The sequence below is a fragment of the Variimorphobacter sp. HTMS_6 genome (genome assembly GCF_059717775.1).
This window is the reverse complement of the sequence record NZ_AP046094.1, coordinates 87,762-105,237: the sequence shown is the minus strand read 5'-3', so window position 1 is coordinate 105,237 and position 17,476 is coordinate 87,762. Positions and strand designations below refer to the sequence as shown.

Genomic DNA, 17,476 nt, shown 5'->3' with positions numbered 1-17,476 from the left:
TAATATTTATTATCTACCTGTCTATTTTTTCATCCTTACTATAATCTCGGTTCGCTCTTGTTCCAACAACAAGATCCCATTCAAAAGGAGAGATACCATCGCCCGGCCTTTTTGTTGTTAGATTTAACTCTGTGAGTAATTCGCCTTCTTTAATATCCGTTCTGGCTACGATGCTCTTTCTGGCAATTACTTTATTACCAATCTCAGAAGCGGATGGTTTTTTCTCTGGTGCCCCTATCGCTAGTTCCACATTGCGAATCTGTGTAACCATATTGGCTAATTCATCCGGCTCTAAGCTTGCCTTATGATCTGGCCCTTCCATGTTTTTATCTAAAGTAAAATGTTTCTCTATTACAACTGCACCTAGTGCAACGGCAGCAATCGATACTTCAAAACCCGGGGTATGATCAGAATATCCAACCTTTACTCCGAATTGATTTTTCATCGTAGTCATTGCAAGCAAGTTCACATCTGAATATGGTGTAGGATACTCCGTGTTGCATTGCAACAGTGTTATATCTGTTTTGTTATAATGTAAAAAAACCTCAAGAGCAAGTGAAATCTCGTGTATTGTACTCATACCGGTGGACAAGATAATTGGCTTACCTGTAGAAGCGATTTTCCTTAAGTAAGGCAAGTTTGTTATCTCTCCGGAAGGAATTTTCCAAAAGGGCATATCAAGGGTTGATAAATATTCAAGACTTTCCTCATCAAACGGGGTCGATACGAAATCGATTCCTTCCTCTGATGCAAATTGATTTAATAAAGTAAACTCCTCAAAAGACAATTCCAGTTTCTTAAGCATGTCCAACTGTGATTCATTTGAATCTGTATTTAGCTTTTGATACCCTGCCTTTGGTGCATTTGCTGCCACCAGATTTTGTGCCTTGAAGGTCTGGAATTTTACCGCATCCGCTCCGGCTGCTTTTGCTCGAACAATCATCTCTTTCGCAAGATTAAGATCACCGTTGTGATTTACCCCTGCCTCTGCAATCACATATGTTCTTCTCATATTTTCCCTTCACTTCTCAATTTGTTTCTCATATTCTCTAACTCTTCCAGCTGCCCCATATCCATCCAGGAATGTTCATTAATCGAATAGCTTCCGACCTTTTCACCACGGTCGATACAGCTTTGAATGACATCTGTTATATTTATAAATGTATCGTCAGGTATATAGTCGATAAATTTTGGTTCCACAACATAAAGTCCTGTGTTCACCAAATAGGAAAAGCTTGGCTTTTCCTCAAAAGATTGCACCTGTCCTTCCTCATCCACTGACATCGTTCCGTAAGGAATTACAATTTTCTTTAATGCTGATACAATTGTTATAATATTATTCTCTCTTTTGTGATAATTCATGATGTCACTGTAATCATCTTCAATAATGATATCACAGTTGGTTAGAAAGAATGAATCTTGATATTTGCCGCTCAGAAACTTTAATCCACCGCCCGTGCCCAAAAACTTCGTTTCATCCACAAAAGTGATATCTCTCTTCTTCTCATTGTCTACAAAGTAAGATTTAATCAGATTTTTTTTATAATTAACGATCATATCAAAATGTTTACAGCCATAGGCTTCAAAATGATCCATTATAATCTCTGTTATCGTCTCTTCACCAATCGGAATTAAGGGTTTGGGCAAAATCTGCGTATACGGATACAGCCTACTCCCAGTTCCCCCGGCCATAATAACGACAGGAACCCTCATATCCGAGTTTCGTATCACACTGCTATCATACAAAAAACGTACAGATAGCAGTTTGTTGTTCTTACCGACAACCGGAAGGGCGGTGATAGAATGCTTTTTCATAAATGTTTTATCGTCTTCTATCATTTCATCCTGTGTTATGAATATCGGTTTATAATTGCTTATCTCACTGATTGGGCTGTGTAGATCACCATTTTTGAGAATATATCGACGGATATCACCATCGGTTACTACAGCAAGTAATTTTTTATTATCACAAATAAGGGCGATTCCTTTGGCATTATTATCAATGACCTTCATAACTTCAATGATCGTGTTATCCTCAGACACAATAAAATCCTTTAAGTTCATGAAAACAGTCCCTCCCTGAACGTTTTTAATCCCTGATCGTTAGAGATTTATAAAATTGCGAATAATGGCAAGTCCGGTATCCCCGCTCTTCTCCGGATGAAACTGACATCCATATACGTTATTTTTACCGGCTACCGCGCATATATTTCTACCACCATAAATCGTATTGGCCAGATTACAATTTTGATCAACCGGCTTCGCTTCATAGGAATGAACGAAATATACCTCTTTGCCACTTGCAATATTCTGCAACAACGAATTATCAAAATGCTCTTTCTCATTATTCGGCTTTAGTATATTCCAACCGATATGGGGAACACATTGTTTTAGCTCTTTACAATCTATTTCAGGAATCTTCTCTACTCTTCCCTCTATTAAACCTAACCCTTGATGAATGCCGTTTTCATCACTTTCATCAAAAAGCATCTGCATCCCTAAACATATCCCTAGTAGCGGGGTTGATGTTAGAACCTTGGATTTGATTGCTTCATCCAGTCCTAGATTAACCAGCCCCTTCATACCATCCTTAAATGCACCGACTCCGGGTAGTACAATCTTATCCGCTGTCATTACTTCTTCGGGATTGCCGGTAATATCAACCTCTACACCACAATGTTCAAATGCTCGTTTTACGCTTAATAGATTACTTAGTCCGTAATTAACAACTACTATTTTCAAAACGTACCTCCTGTCCACAGTCAATCAGATTCTTCTTTAAGGTTTGTACATCTGTTTTCTTATAATGAAGAATACTGGCAACTGCCACAGCTGACGCTCCCTTGCTCGAGGCTTTCTCCACATCCTGATAGCTTCCGACACCACCGCTTGCAATAACCGGTACCGGAACAGCAGCACATACCGCCTCAATCAATGCTTCGTCAACACCCTTTTGCATTCCTTCCTTATCCACCGAGGTCAATAAGATTTCTCCTGCTCCAAGTTCAACGCCTTGTTTAACCCATTCAATCACATCATAACCTGAATGCTCTCTACCATTATCGTAGTATACTTCCCACTTATTTTCCGCCACTTTTTTCGCCTCTACTGAGAGAACCATACATTGTGACCCAAAGGTTTCCGCAATCTCTTTAATCAATTCCGGTCTTTTTATCGCAGCAGTATTAATTGCTACTTTATCTGCACCTAATTGCAATATATTCCTAACATCTTCTACACTTCTTAATCCGCCGCCAACCGTGATGGGAATAAAAACATCATCCGTGGTATGGAAAATAATATCACCCAGACTATTGCGATTATACAAGCTAGCAACGATATCCATGTATAGGATTTCATCGATTCCCTGCTCATAATAACTTTTCGCATACTCATTCGGATTACCGATTTTTCTGAGACCTTCCAGCTGGATTCCTTTTACGATATAGTTATCCTTGATATCTAATCTCGCTATCACTCTTATTTTACTCATATCATATTCCAATCTGTGCAAATAACACGTCTTTATCTGTATTTCAAATTATTCTTCAAAAACCGTATGACGCAGTTTCCAAATACCGTTTTCATATTTCCATAAATGTGGGGAACGGAAACGATCTGCCAAATGTTCGAAATATTCACGATCCATTGTCGGTTGCTCAAAAAACTTTGAAGCCTTCGGAAAATGCTTCTCATCAATGGACAAATATTGATAGATATCATCCTCAAAGCGTGTCGGATATTCTCCGTCATATTTTTTAACTAATGCGACGCCTTCTTCACGGTTAATCTCTTCATTACGAATCTCTTGTGCTGCATCATAAGTGGCACGTCCGATACCGAATTTGATATAAGTCGTATAATAATGCATATCATCAATTTTGTCATCGATGCTGTTATATTTTGAATAGGTTCCAGGGGTACGTTCCGGTGATGGTTTAAAACCGCCATGTTCCACGGAATAATAGTAAGCTTCCTGTGGATGCCACTTCAGGTAGTATCCCAGATAATGAACCTGTATATTTTTCTGTTGTATTGCTTCTCGATCTGCAGGCATATAGATTTCTAAATCGGACCACGGTACTTCAAAATCTTCAACTAATTCCTTAACCGATACTCCACCCAAATTAACCTTACTCTTATCATCTACTGAAAAATAGTTATCGCTTCTTAAGGAAGTATTGGTATCGTGAATCGGATTACCGTATTCTGCCTCATTCTCTCCGTAAAATACCAACGGTATATTAAAGAGTAATGCCATCTTAGGAGCAAGCTGCTTTTGTCCAAGAATGAATGGCTGGAACGGATGGAACAGATTTTCTACTGCTAATCTAGTCAAAAGTCTGTGGGTCTGTCCATTGGGGGTACAAAGATAATTGTCAAAACCTGAATGAATCCAGGATTGAAAATTCTCAAAGCCCCAAGGCGTATACATATGAGGTGCCCAGGTTACTGTTAACGGATGCATTCCGTATTTATATTTTAAGATATGGGCAGCATAAAAACTGTCCTTTCCGCCACTTCCCGGAACCAGACAGTCATAACTTCCGTCATTCTTACGATGTTTATCACATAATTCCCACAGTTCTTTCTCTCTGGCTTCCCAGTCAATTTCTCTGTGTTTCTTTTCATTTACTTTGCATGCATCACATATTTGATCATCATCAAAATGTATCGTAGCCTTTTTAGTACCCTTTTTATGCTCAAATTCTTGGCATGAATTCGGCCTCTGGTTAGAAATTACACACTTTTTGCAGAATTTCACCTCTCCTGGTAGGCCATATTTTCTCTCTGCTGCCTCTTCCTCAACCATAAATTTCGAATAATCAATTTCCTCAAAACGCTTGTACTTTATCATTGAAGCCTCCTATTTAGAACGATATATTAATAAATGAAGAAAGTCTCTATATCATGATAGGACTTTCTTTAACTTTCTATATATTATATCGACATTTTACGCAATTAATTTACACCTTCTTGTATTTTATTGAGAGATAATGGCATCACTTTATTTTTCAATGCCTGTTATTCTTAAAATAGCTTCTGCATTTTTCGCCCAGGTATGTGTGTTTCTTGCAATCTTATAACCATTATTCGCGATTTCTTCTGCTTTATCAGTATTTCCTATCAACTCTTTAATGCGCTCTGAAAGTGCGAATATGTTTTCTTCTTTATAAAGAATAATATTATCCCCATCTAAAAAGTCCTCATGTATAATCGGAAAATCATTCGTTATGCTTATCGCTCCACTCAACATACTGCTAAACATTCTTTCATGCATTCCTTGTTGAAGAGTGGGGATGTGATTTAAAACCATTTTTGAATTCCCCATACACTCCAATACTTCTGTAAAGTCCATACCACTGTCATTTAAGACTTGGATTTTATCTTTTAAATCAGTTTCTAAGTTATCCCACCCGCTTCCACAAACGGTTAGCATGATGCCATTATTTAATAAACCACGAATGCAATAATCTCTGGAATATTCATGGATATACTCATCTACAACGGATACTGCTAACATGATTTGAGTGAACTCCTCAGAAGAAAATGCAAAATCCACCTCTTCTAGGTATTGCAATAACACATCCTGTAAAGCAAGCAAGGGATGAGCCTTCATTTCATCAATTAATTTCAGCGACAAATTTCGGTAAACCTCTGGAAGTTTATTGATTTTGTCAATGACCGCTGAAGGCTTTTTATATGATCCCGGGAAAAAAACCTCTATTGTCCGTTCTTTATAAGGCACCATTTTTTTAGGAGAAAATCCGCCGTGCGGTATAAACATTACATTCTTTACTCCCGGATAATATCTCTCTATGTAGTCAACATGTCCTTTATCCATGCAACCTACATACATGTTTATTTCATGATTTGAAGATACTCTGTCACTATGATAAATCGGGTGATCCATAATATGTCCAAAGAATTTTGTATCTTTGAAAGTAGCAAACATGGCGTTCTTCCCATCCTGAGGGCAATAATCAAATAATAATGCTTGAAAGGAAAAGACTAAATCATATTTCTCTACTAAAGTCCAGGTAAAAGTCTCCACATCTTTTTCCATTGTGAGATCAAGAACCTTTACCTCATAACCCATATCATGAAAGGCCTCAGCCATACTATCTGCCGCCAAACGTAGCACATTATATAGTGATTGCCCTTTTAAAACCAATATGCTTCCTTGCATTAATACTCCTCCATTTTGTTCTATTCGCTTATCAAACGAAACATTCTCAGTATATTTTCTGCATTTCTCGCCCAAGTATGTTTCTCTTGTGCATATGCATATCCTTTAAGGGCAATTGACTCTCCTATGGATACATCACCCAAAATGGATTTAACTCGGGCAACAAGCTCCTCTAGTTCGTGCATTGAATATAGGACAATATTCTCATCCTGAGAAAACTCTTCCCTTATGACCGGGAAATCATTTGTTAAGCATACGGAACCACATAGCATGCTGGTGAATATTCTTTCATGAGTTCCGTTCTGATAAGTAGGGGCATTATTGAGCACCATTTTAGAATTACTCATCATTTCCAATACGTCCAGAAAATCAAGTCCATCCTCTCCTACTATCTCTAAATTATCTTTATCCTCTGATTGAAACCGATCCCATCCGCTTCCGCTTACCGTAATCTTGATATTCTGTGACAACAGATATCGTATGCATTGATCACGTAAAAATGCTCTGATATATTGATCCACAACGCCCATATAAGTCATGAGTACAGTGAATTCCTCGGCAGAATAAGCAAAATCGACACTTTGTAGGTAACGTTCTAACTCATCCTGAAGTAGTGCCAAGGGATTCTCGATGAGTTTTAATATTAAGTGTTTTGCAATATTCCGATATACCTCAGGAAGATTTTCAATTGAAATAAGTATCTCCTCCGGCTCTTTATAAGAGCAAGGGAAAAACAAATCAATCTCTCTTTCTCTATATGGTATCACTCTTTTTGGAGAAAAACCGGCGTGTGGTAAATAAACAGCATTCTTTACGGTCGGATAGTACTTATGAATATAAGTTACATGGCTTTTATCAATACAACCAATATACATATTATCTCCATGCGTGCTCATCAATCTGCTGGCATGTTCAATCGGATGGTCTACGATATGACCAAATACCGGTGTATCCTTAAACAAAGAGAAAAATGAAATTCCCTGATCGCCTATCTCATTTTCAAAAAGTAGTGCTTGAAACGAAAAAATCAGATCATATTTTTCTTCTAAAACATTCAAGATACGTTCTCTATCATCTTCCAGCGTCAAGTCAAGAACAGTAATTTGAAACCCTTTGTTTTGAAAAGCATCTGCCATATAATCCGCTGCAATACGCAATACATTATATAACGATAATCCTTTTAATATCAGTATTCTCTTAGTCATATAAGCTCACTTACCTTTCTACAACGCTGCATGGATTACCAAATGCAGTCACCTCGTCCGGAATATCTTTAACTACTACACTAGATAAACCGATTATAGTTGATGCCCCGATATGAATTCCTTGGCGTATCACACTTCCTGCCCCTATATGAGTATCTCTATCAATCACAACTCCTCCACATATCACACTTCCGGGTGAAATATGCACGAATTCTCCTATATTACAATCATGCTCGACTGTGCTTCCTGTATTAATAATAGCCATATTATTAATCGTCGCCTTCGTATTAATAACCGCTTTTTTTCCTACATAGATTCCTTCTCCGAGGGTACACCAATGGCTAATCACACTGGATTTATCCAGAATATTAGGTATAGAAAAACCTATTTTCTTCACCTTGTTATAAAGCAATCGCCGAATGCCGGTATCACCGATACTTCCAACCGTTATGAAAGCTTCTGTATAGCCTTCCTCGTATAATTGTGGTAAATCCTCATCTTTACCGATAATCGGTACGCCAAGTACCTTTTTTTCAGATTCTTTGATGTATTCTTTATCAACGATGCCAATCGTTTTATAATCATAAGAAGTTATTAGGCTGTCCAACACCGAAGCACAATGCCCTCCCGCTCCTATTAATAAGATTCTGTTTTTACTCATACATAACCCCCCAGATCCGTAAGCATCAGTTAAAACTTTGTATCGTTTCTGAAACAGTCCTAACCTCTTCTTCTGTAAGATTAGAGCTACAGGGAAGGTTCAGAATATGGTCATAATAATATAGAGCTTTTTCAACCTGATAACTTTGTGAATTTTCATAAGGTTTTAACATGTGAATCAGCTTCCAGATCGGTCTTGTTTGGATTTTCTTTTCTTCAAGATACTTTAATAATTGATCTCTATCCTTTGTCATATAAGAATAGAACCAATAATTCGGTCTTATATTACAACGAAATTCCAATAAATCAATTCCCATGCTTTGATAATGTTTATAATTTCTTTCTTTTACTTGAATAAATCCTTCCAGCTGCTCCATCTGTGCCAAGCCGATTGAAGCCTGAACATTTGTCATTCTATAATTATATCCCACTTCATTATGATCAAAGTAGATCAAATCATCCTTCGCCTGAGTTGATAAGTATCTACAATAATCCAGATAATTTTTATTATGGGATACAATCATTCCACCGCCACCGGTGGTAATGATTTTGTTACCGTTAAATGAGTATACGCCGATATCTCCAATTGTTCCTGCGTATCTCCCTTTATAAATTCCGTCCGTCCAATACGTACCTAACGCCTCTGTCGCATCTTCGATTACACGAAGGTTATATGTCTGAGCAACACTCATGATTTTCACCATATCTGCAGTATTCCCAAATACATGAACTACTACAATAGCAGTGATATGCTTTTGGGTTTTACGATTAATCAATACCCCTTCAACATAATGGCATTCTTCTTCACAAAAACGTTCTAACTTATCACCATCCATCGTTAAACAGTCGTCACAATCCATAAAAATCGGTTCTGCACCGATATATTTTACCGGATTTACTGCCGCAACAAAGGTCAGGGTAGGTACAATTACTTCCTCACCCTGCTTCACACCCACTGCCAGAAGAGCCAAATGTAACCCTGCTGTTCCGCTCTGACAAGCAACTCCATCATTGGCGCCGACATATTCAGCGAGCTTTTGTTCAAATTTTGTAATATATAAACCTGCTGTAGATACCCATTCCGATTCGATTGCCTCAGTAATATACTCCAGTTCTTTCCCTTTCAGATTCGGAACAGATAGTGGAATACTTTGATTCATAAAGATCACCCCTATAAATTATAAATGTCTGTTTTATATGCATGTAAGTTACCACGCATCCATTCAATGGTTTCACGAACTCCCTGTTCAAAGGTATATGACGGGCGCCAATTCGTAAGCTGCTTTATCTTCTCATTTGAACCCAGTAAACGATTTACTTCACTGTTTTCCGGACGAAGTCTTTCATTTTCACATATGATTTCTGCATTCGGATTGATTTGAGAAATGATTTCTCTTGCAAGTTCTCCAATGGATATTTCTTGCTGTGTTGCAATATTGATTTCTTCACCAATTGCCTTATCCGATTTTGATATCTCGATAAATCCATTTGCCGTATCCTTAACATAATTAAAATCTCTGGTAGGGCTTAAGGAACCGAGCTTGATTTTATCTTCCCCTGCAAGAAGTTGTGTGATTATAGTTGGTATAACCGCCCTTGCAGATTGACGTGGACCATATGTGTTAAATGGTCTTACTATAGTAACCGGTAATTCAAAGCTTCTATAAAAACTCTCGGCTAATCGATCTGCACCGATTTTTGTTGCAGAATAAGGCGATTGCCCCTGAAAAGGATGCTTTTCATCCATCGGTACATACTGAGCCGTTCCATATACCTCAGAGGTTGAAGTGATAAGGACACGACTTGTATCAAGCTTTCTAGCCGCTTGTAAAACATTAAGCGTTCCCTTTACGTTAGTATCCACATAGGAGTCCGGAGAGTGATAGCTAAACGGAATTGCGATTAACGCTGCCAGGTGGAACACCTGATCAACCCCCTGCATTGCTTCATACACCCCGTTCGGGTCACGGATATCCCCTGAGAATATCTCAATTTCCTTCTGTTTTTCCTTTGGAAAGGAATCAATCCATCCCCACGTATTAAATGAATTGTAATAGGTGAACGCCTTCACTTCATATCCTTGCTCCAAGAGCATCTCTGTTAAATGGCTTCCGATAAACCCATCTGCTCCGGTTACCAGTACTTTCATAATTATCTACCATACCTTTCGTTAATATCTATACTACTAAGCTCTATCTGCAGTACAAACAATTCTTCCTTATTACCTTCAAAATTTTCACTACCGTAATCATTCATTAATTTATTTCTTTATCAAATCATTAATTCCGTGATATACCTTACCCATGGCGTCGTATTTCGAAAAAAAGTATTCTGCTAATACCTGCATTAACTCCATATCCTCTTCACAGTCGATATCTAAAACTGCAGTATCCTTCATTAACCAAGTAAGTGCCTTTCCGTCAAATATTTTTTTAGTATCCTCGGAGGTAATAAACTCTTTTCTATATGCGTAAATAGAGGCATTCATATCAAAACACTGAGGAGCCTGTTGTCTAGAAACATATCCTTTATTAATCAAGGGAAGATAATACCCATCCTCGCCTGACGCTATCATATTAAAAAAAGGTAATCTTCGTGCATTCGCTACCGAACATACAACATCCGCATTGGGATCTCCTTGTAACGTATCTATCATTCCTTTGATATCCTCAACAGTTCGCAACGGTGAAGTCAAATCAAGATCAATAACCATATCATAACTACATCCTTGTTTCTCCTCCATCTTCTTCACGCTGTCTTTTATAACATCGGTTTTAGAAACAAAATCCCCGGCTAATTCCTCTCTTCGCGGAATATGATGAAATATTACCCTTGTTTTTGTTATCTGTTCAATCAACTCATTGCTATCCGTATTAACTGCAAGATGAATCAGATTATATTGATCTGAATAATTAGTAGTAAATAAATGATAGGCAGACAGCGTATAGTAGACAATCGGATAATTTAAGAAATCCTTTATATTCTTATTCTTGACTCCTTTACTACCTGATCTAGCACAAATTGTAAACAATAGATTCAATCCGGTTTCCTCCTAATTATAACTTTTTTCCGTCGCCAATTTCAATACTTCATAAGCGTGATTCATATCATTATGATTAAATTCACCCTCTAGCACCATGTCTAGGAAATGATTCATTTCATTCTTATACATGTCCTCACTAGGCAGGGTGATGACTTTTTCCTCTGCTCCCAAATAGCTGATCGTATTATTTCGTAAATCAGCCTTTATAATATAATTCTGACAATACAATTCAATCTCCCTGGTACTCTTTCTCCCAAAATAGTCAAGGTGAAGTTCTGCCAACATATCCTTATAGGCTGCGATATATATTGATATATCATCACTGGTAATCTCTAGCTCCGAATATTTTCCATTGATCTGATATACCTTTTGAGGCATTCCGAACAGGTAGGTGATATAATCCCACTCATGAATCAAATCAAGGGAGACTCCTCCCCCAAGCTCTTTTTTTGCACTATAAACATTTGTATAATCTACCCCTTTTCTCCATTCAGGGAGGTAGGAAGAGCAAATTGCACGTATCGAAAAGATTCTCTCATCGGGAAGTACTTTTTTCAAGTATTGCAGAACTGGTGTATAACGCAATGGACAAGCTACATAATAGATATTTTGCCCATTCCCACTTAGTTTAGTGATATCGTATGAAGTACTTTCAAATAAGGGCTTTTCTATAAACAGATGACTGGTTTTATGAAGCACCTGTTGTATCGCGTCATAATGAAGATACGTCGGATTCGTGATAAATATAATATCATAATCCTCGGGAAGTTCTTTAAAGCTATAATGCTCTTGTCCAATCAGGGAACGCAACTCTTCATTTAATACCGTCTTACTACTTCTGTAGGCATCTATTTGATATGCTATCTTACGTTCCTGCAAGAGAAAAACTAAATTCTTTATATGTCTTGTTCCGATCGATCCTAATCCGATAAAGCAAATCTTCATAATTATTTTCCCTCGATTTTATCAATTACCTCAAGCGTATACCAATCTTCTGCAAAACCGTATTCGCAGTGTCCCTTATCCTCCAATACACGGAAGAAAGCCTTTAATTCATCCAAATATTGATTCTCAATAATTGTACTACTATAGCCTTCCATTCGATCTATCTCATCATATAGATCTATCACATTGAATGATTTTGTCTCAATATTTTTCTCCAACAAGGTGTCAGGTGTCCCTCTCCACTCAAGATAGAGTGATTCACCTAACACTTCAAGCTTACGGACGGCTTCTCTGCTTACAACATCCACAATTATCGTTCCGATACAACCATTTTCATGAACAATTTGAATATTGAAATAATCATCAAATTCAATATCTAAGTCAGTCAGACGTGCCGATACAACGCTAATATCCGATACCTTTCCGAATGCCCTAAGAATCCAAGGAAGCTCAATTGCAAGTATCTCACGGCACCCGTTGGTCTTTCCCTCTGAAAAGAAAGACTTTTTGTAATTCTCCCAAGGATGCCAATCCGGAAGATATTGTCCAACATGATAACTATAACTGAGTTTCTTCTTATGATTTTTCACTTTTTTGTTTATATAGTTCATTTCCTTACGATAAAGTGCTGTCGAAGATAAAAACAATACCTTACCTTTTTCCTTGGCAAGCAGCATATTGCTTTCATATCCATCCTTCACCAAGTTCAACTCAGTAAAAATATGCAACCCATTATTCAGACATTGTGTAATTATTGTACTATGGGTGAGTGGAGGTGTACAGACAAAAGCACAATCAAGTGCTACTGTATCAATTGCATCTTTGATATTATCAAAGCAAGCAATCTCAAATTCTTTCCCACATTCTTCAGATCTTGATTCATCTCCATCAATTCCATATATACTGTGATTTGGAAAATATTTTTTTAAAAGTCTTATTCTTCTCTTTCCCATAGACCCTAAACCAATAACAGCAATATTCATATATCCCTCCTGCACCCTTTTCAGCAAATAATCCAAGGCTTTCTATTTTACTTTAGGGTATATACAGATAGCCATGTCGATAATTTAACGCTACTTCCTCTAACTGATCTGGTGTACACCTTGATTCAATTAGTGATAGCATGTAGCTCTCACTTTCATTTAGTTTATCACTGATATATCTATTATTTTTATAATTAGGAAAACAGATTTTAACAGTCTTTTGCATTTCAAAAAAAATCTCTGATGGAATTACTGTAAATCTAGTAAAAATAATATTTAGTGTATTTAAAAAATATAATTTTATAAATTGCAATTCAAATTCATCCCGGAACTCCGAATAAAAACCTCTAACTTTATATTCTTCTAATTTCATCAATTCGATTAGCAATCTATCAAAATGGTGAAACGAATCTCTTTTCGTTATTGTAGAGTCTAGATTGATGTAGTAATGGTATAGATATTCCTCAATTATATAGAATTTCTGAATATATAGCTGTAATAACGGTAACCAGAAATTATCTTCATAAGTAATTCCTTCAGGAAAAAATATCTTATTCTCTATAATGATTTGTCTTTTATAGATATTACAACAGATTCCTCCTTCAATACCATCAAGCAGGAATGTTTTTCTATCTGATGCTGTCTGAATATAATAAAGGCCATCCTTACTTCCCGTTAATCCCATGGGTTCTGTCTCATCTGCTACTCTTTTATATTTACAACATACCATATCGCAATTATACTTGACCGCCTTTTGATAGAGTTTTTCATACATGGTAGTCTCTACCCAATCGTCTGCATCCACAAATGCGATATAGTCCGAGGTTGCGTATTGGATTCCGATATTTCTTGCAGCACCCTGTTTATTATTTACTGGTAAATCAATCAGCATTATGTTATCAGGATATTTTTCCTCATATTTTCTCAATATATTAATTGACCCGTCCGTTGAAGCATCATTAATAAAAATTACTTCAAGATTAGAAAATCCTATTGTTTGGTCAAGTAGTGATTGAATGCATCGGTCCAAATATGCTTCAACATTATAACAAGGTACAATAATTGTTATCTTTCGCTCCATATGACACACTCCAGTATTTTTTACTATAGTTACAAGATGAATAAGAATATAATATAATATATTTATTTTTAATTCGTAAAAAGAGTTTCGTTTCTATATTTGTCGCCGAGTATCTCAATCTGTTCAACATTTAATTTAATGCTTACAAGGGACAAGAAATACAGTTCCGTATTGCTCATACTTTCAAGGTAAGGGTTATTTTCATAATCAGGGAAATTCTTTATTACGCCCTCTTGCATTAAATCAAAAATCCCTTCCGGAAATCGGTCAAATCTTGTAAATAGAATATTCAAGGTATTAATAAAATACATTTTAAGAAAAAGGAATTCAAATTCTCTATAATATTTTTCTAAAACCCCTCTCTTCTTATATTCCTCTAATTTCATCAATTCAATCATCAATCGATCTAGATGATGGTAAGAATTCTTACTTAATATCGTCGATTGCATGTTTACAAAGTAGTGATATAGATATTCTTCAAGTATATATACCTTATCAATATATAGCAACAATACCGGTAACCATAAGTTATCCTCATAAGTAATTCGTTCAGGAAACACCAATTCATTCTCTAGAATAATACTTTTTTTATATAAATTACACCATATTCCACCTTCCAGACCATCTATAATAATTCTCTTTCTGTCCAGCTCCGTCTCAATAAAATATAGCTGATCATCCTTACCCGTACGTCCCATCGGAGATCCTTCCTCAAGTACGCGTTTAAATTTACAGGAAACCAGGTCGCAATCATATTTTATTGCTTTTTCATATAAGTGTTCATACATAGTCGACTCGATCCAATCATCGGAATCAACAAAACCAATATAATCAGTCGAGGCATATTGTAGTCCGATATTTCTCGCTCCGCCTTGCTTGATGTTCTCCGGAAGGTCAACAATTAAGATATCTTCAGGATAGCGACTTTCATATTCTTTCAACTTATCCAGTGTATGATCAGTTGATGCATCATTTACAACAATCACTTCTAAACGATGTAACCCGATTGTCTGATTAATCAAAGAATCCATGCAACGATCAATGAATTTTTCAACATTATAACATGGAATAATAACACTGATTAGTTTATTCATCTTTTATTTGTCCTCTCCCTATCCGTTCAATTGCTTTTCTGCTTCCTCCAGCCTTGGCTTAATATACTCCAAGCCCTCTACGATTGACTGAAATACCCCTTTTGCTCTTTCATAGGTTTTAATATTATCTGCAACGGTATCTCCGGTAAAATGATATAGGGTTGCTATTTCATGAACTGCAGATGACATTATATATTTATCTAGTAAGGAATATAAAACATGATTGCTTATTTCTTCATTGATGCTGGTTACTGCTCTTATCTTGTCATTTATTTGATCAGTTGTATTTTTCTTTGATTGATACGCTCCTATCAAAAAATCGCAATTGCGAATGGCTTTCTTTGCCTTTTTAATCAGTAAATCCGCATCCTTAAAGTTCTCCGATAAATATTCCCGTATTTTGATTATCTCATCCCTGTTAAAGGTAGGTTCTAGTGCCTCTACTAAACCGGTTATATCCGCATTCCCCTTGCTGTATTTTTCAACTGCTTCTTCTAATGGCATAACGGTTGTACCAATTATTTTAGCACCTTCCGTCTTTGCATCAATTACAGTGATGTGTTTATATATGCCTATTACATCTTGATACCATATGGTGAAGTTTTTCCAATCATACCGGGACTTTATCATATTACCATTGATATCCTCAACCATAACATCTTTATCATCACCATAATTTTCCTCCACGCTACCAGCATGACTTACTGTTCCCTTGTATGCTAAATCCTGGCCAACTAATATAATTGTGCGAAATCCCAGTTCAATACATACCGTAAAGGACACAGTAGCTACCGACGCACTGGAATAGACAGACGGCACTTCTTTTTGATTACGTTTGTAAGCGTCCCATAAAAAAGAGGAGCAATTACAGATAATTTTTCTTCCCTTATGAACATTAAGTACGTCATGATTAGCCTGCGTAAACATAATCAATGGAATTGTAATATTATCTCTTCGAGAAAAATATTCCACCGGCTTGTCCGGATCAATTGTAACGACAAAATCAGGTTCAATGCCGGAGTCCAAAAGATAATCAAGAATCCTGTCTACCGCAAAGATAACCGCTTTCCCTTTAATACGCTTTAGTGCTTCTATATTCTGCTCAACTGAAGGCCCTGCCGCGACAATTACTGCGGGTAATCCTTCAGGAATAATCTCCTTTATATCAGCGATTGAATTACTTTCTTTCAAGTAAAATAAGTTTTTCAAAATATTATCAACGAATTTTTCACCGAATAGAACTTCAGTGTTTACATTCATAATAGCCGATGTATAACTATCTCTTATTTCTTTCCAAAATACAACACATTCCTTTTCAAATATCTCATTATAGAATGGATGATTACATATAATGATACTCTTAAGGTTTGTCACATTCATTACTTCAAATAAAGAAAAATGAAACTCTTTACTATTCATCCCCTCTACTGCAATAACGATATGCTCATTCTCAATGATATCCCTAAGATCATAGTACTTAAGGACATGCATTAAAACCTCTGGACTTGGTTCGTATACTAATACGAGATCACTCGTATGAAGCCTTTTTATGATGCTTCTAAGAAAAACACCATTTCCCAACCCAAACATTAATATATGATTATTTATTTCTTGAAATTTATATTGATCCACCCAAACATCCGCTTCAAAAGCAGGACTATAAATACTATTCAGGCGATAACTTTTATCCTTCATTTGTAAAAACAACGCCTGCTCATTACTAATCGTTGCTTGTGATGATATTTGTAATGCTTCTTCGTCATTTTTATAATTCTGAACGGCATTGTATAAAGACGGTCGATTAATCTTCAAACATTCCATATTCATTTGGAAGTCACTCATGTTTTCACCTCTTTTTTGAGAATGTTATTGTATGGTGTTTCGGATGTCAATTAATAATCCTGCCATTTCATGATAAAATATATCGGCGATCAAGACTGTATCCTGTTGTTTTATTGACTCCATCCCACGGATCAGCACCTGATTGAATTCTAATTTATAACCATCCAATCCACTATTCTGGTACTGTGATAAACTCTCAGAAATTTCTCCTAATAAGACTAATATCTGATTAAGATGATCATATCCCTCTGATTTTCTCTGTTGGTAAAAACATTCTGCCATTCGTTCGATTTTTTCAATAATTGTCATTATATTATCTGAAAGATTCAAATTTTTCCTCCATAACGAACTATAAGAAACACCTTCAAGGGTTTCTCAATTTTCGCGGTTAAGCCAATATACATTACATGAAAGGATGTAATATACTTCGCTT

General features: G+C 36.4%; 17 protein-coding genes. All 17 read right to left on the bottom strand.

Annotation, left to right across the window (positions count from 1 at the left end):
- Positions 1 to 13 precede the first annotated feature (13 nt).
- Positions 14 to 1,012 carry an N-acetylneuraminate synthase gene (gene neuB, locus AC6IWN_RS00515; protein ID WP_497990002.1) on the bottom strand — a complete coding sequence of 333 codons (999 nt, stop codon included), beginning with the start codon at positions 1,010 to 1,012 and terminating at the stop codon, positions 14 to 16.
- Positions 1,009 to 2,064: a sugar phosphate nucleotidyltransferase gene (locus AC6IWN_RS00510; RefSeq protein ID WP_497990000.1), complete on the bottom strand. Its 1,056-nt coding sequence runs from the start codon at positions 2,062 to 2,064 to the stop codon at positions 1,009 to 1,011. The genes neuB and AC6IWN_RS00510 overlap by 4 nt, the downstream gene beginning before the upstream one ends.
- Before the next feature lie 39 nt (positions 2,065 to 2,103).
- A complete protein-coding gene (gene hisH, locus AC6IWN_RS00505; protein WP_497989998.1) occupies positions 2,104 to 2,742 on the bottom strand; it encodes an imidazole glycerol phosphate synthase subunit HisH in 639 nt (212 codons plus the stop codon).
- Positions 2,723 to 3,493 (bottom strand): imidazole glycerol phosphate synthase subunit HisF, encoded by a 771-nt coding sequence (gene hisF, locus AC6IWN_RS00500; protein WP_497989996.1) that lies wholly within the window; start codon positions 3,491 to 3,493, stop codon positions 2,723 to 2,725. Before hisF ends, hisH begins: the two co-directional genes overlap by 20 nt.
- A gap of 48 nt (positions 3,494 to 3,541) precedes the next feature.
- A complete protein-coding gene (locus AC6IWN_RS00495; protein WP_497989995.1) occupies positions 3,542 to 4,858 on the bottom strand; it encodes an N-acetyl sugar amidotransferase in 1,317 nt (438 codons plus the stop codon).
- 150 nt (positions 4,859 to 5,008) lie between these two features.
- On the bottom strand, positions 5,009 to 6,190 hold the full coding sequence (locus AC6IWN_RS00490) for a glycosyltransferase (RefSeq protein ID WP_497989993.1): 1,182 nt from the start codon (positions 6,188 to 6,190) through the stop codon (positions 5,009 to 5,011).
- A 20-nt stretch (positions 6,191 to 6,210) separates the two neighbouring features.
- Positions 6,211 to 7,395 (bottom strand): glycosyltransferase family protein, encoded by a 1,185-nt coding sequence (locus tag AC6IWN_RS00485; protein WP_497989991.1) that lies wholly within the window; start codon positions 7,393 to 7,395, stop codon positions 6,211 to 6,213.
- A 10-nt stretch (positions 7,396 to 7,405) separates the two neighbouring features.
- Positions 7,406 to 8,056: an acetyltransferase gene (locus AC6IWN_RS00480; protein ID WP_497989989.1), complete on the bottom strand. Its 651-nt coding sequence runs from the start codon at positions 8,054 to 8,056 to the stop codon at positions 7,406 to 7,408.
- 25 nt (positions 8,057 to 8,081) lie between these two features.
- A complete protein-coding gene (locus AC6IWN_RS00475; RefSeq protein WP_497989987.1) occupies positions 8,082 to 9,215 on the bottom strand; it encodes a LegC family aminotransferase in 1,134 nt (377 codons plus the stop codon).
- Between the two features lie 11 nt (positions 9,216 to 9,226).
- Complete coding sequence (locus AC6IWN_RS00470) at positions 9,227 to 10,207, bottom strand: NAD-dependent 4,6-dehydratase LegB (RefSeq protein ID WP_497992228.1); 981 nt, start codon at positions 10,205 to 10,207, stop codon at positions 9,227 to 9,229.
- Positions 10,208 to 10,315: 108 nt separating this feature from the next.
- Positions 10,316 to 11,095, bottom strand: coding sequence for an acylneuraminate cytidylyltransferase family protein (locus AC6IWN_RS00465; RefSeq protein ID WP_497989985.1), 780 nt, complete (start codon positions 11,093 to 11,095; stop codon positions 10,316 to 10,318).
- A gap of 12 nt (positions 11,096 to 11,107) precedes the next feature.
- Positions 11,108 to 12,043, bottom strand: coding sequence for a Gfo/Idh/MocA family protein (locus tag AC6IWN_RS00460; RefSeq protein WP_497989983.1), 936 nt, complete (start codon positions 12,041 to 12,043; stop codon positions 11,108 to 11,110).
- A gap of 2 nt (positions 12,044 to 12,045) precedes the next feature.
- Entirely contained in the window at positions 12,046 to 13,026 is a 981-nt protein-coding gene (locus AC6IWN_RS00455; protein WP_497989981.1) for a Gfo/Idh/MocA family protein, read from the bottom strand.
- A gap of 52 nt (positions 13,027 to 13,078) precedes the next feature.
- Entirely contained in the window at positions 13,079 to 14,107 is a 1,029-nt protein-coding gene (locus AC6IWN_RS00450; protein WP_497989979.1) for a glycosyltransferase, read from the bottom strand.
- 68 nt (positions 14,108 to 14,175) lie between these two features.
- Positions 14,176 to 15,201 (bottom strand): glycosyltransferase family 2 protein, encoded by a 1,026-nt coding sequence (locus tag AC6IWN_RS00445; protein ID WP_497989978.1) that lies wholly within the window; start codon positions 15,199 to 15,201, stop codon positions 14,176 to 14,178.
- 18 nt (positions 15,202 to 15,219) lie between these two features.
- Positions 15,220 to 17,043, bottom strand: a complete 1,824-nt coding sequence (locus AC6IWN_RS00440) for a motility associated factor glycosyltransferase family protein (protein WP_497989977.1) — start codon at positions 17,041 to 17,043, stop codon at positions 15,220 to 15,222.
- A 24-nt stretch (positions 17,044 to 17,067) separates the two neighbouring features.
- Positions 17,068 to 17,373, bottom strand: a complete 306-nt coding sequence (locus AC6IWN_RS00435) for a DUF8042 domain-containing protein (RefSeq protein WP_497989975.1) — start codon at positions 17,371 to 17,373, stop codon at positions 17,068 to 17,070.
- Positions 17,374 to 17,476: the final 103 nt, after the last annotated feature.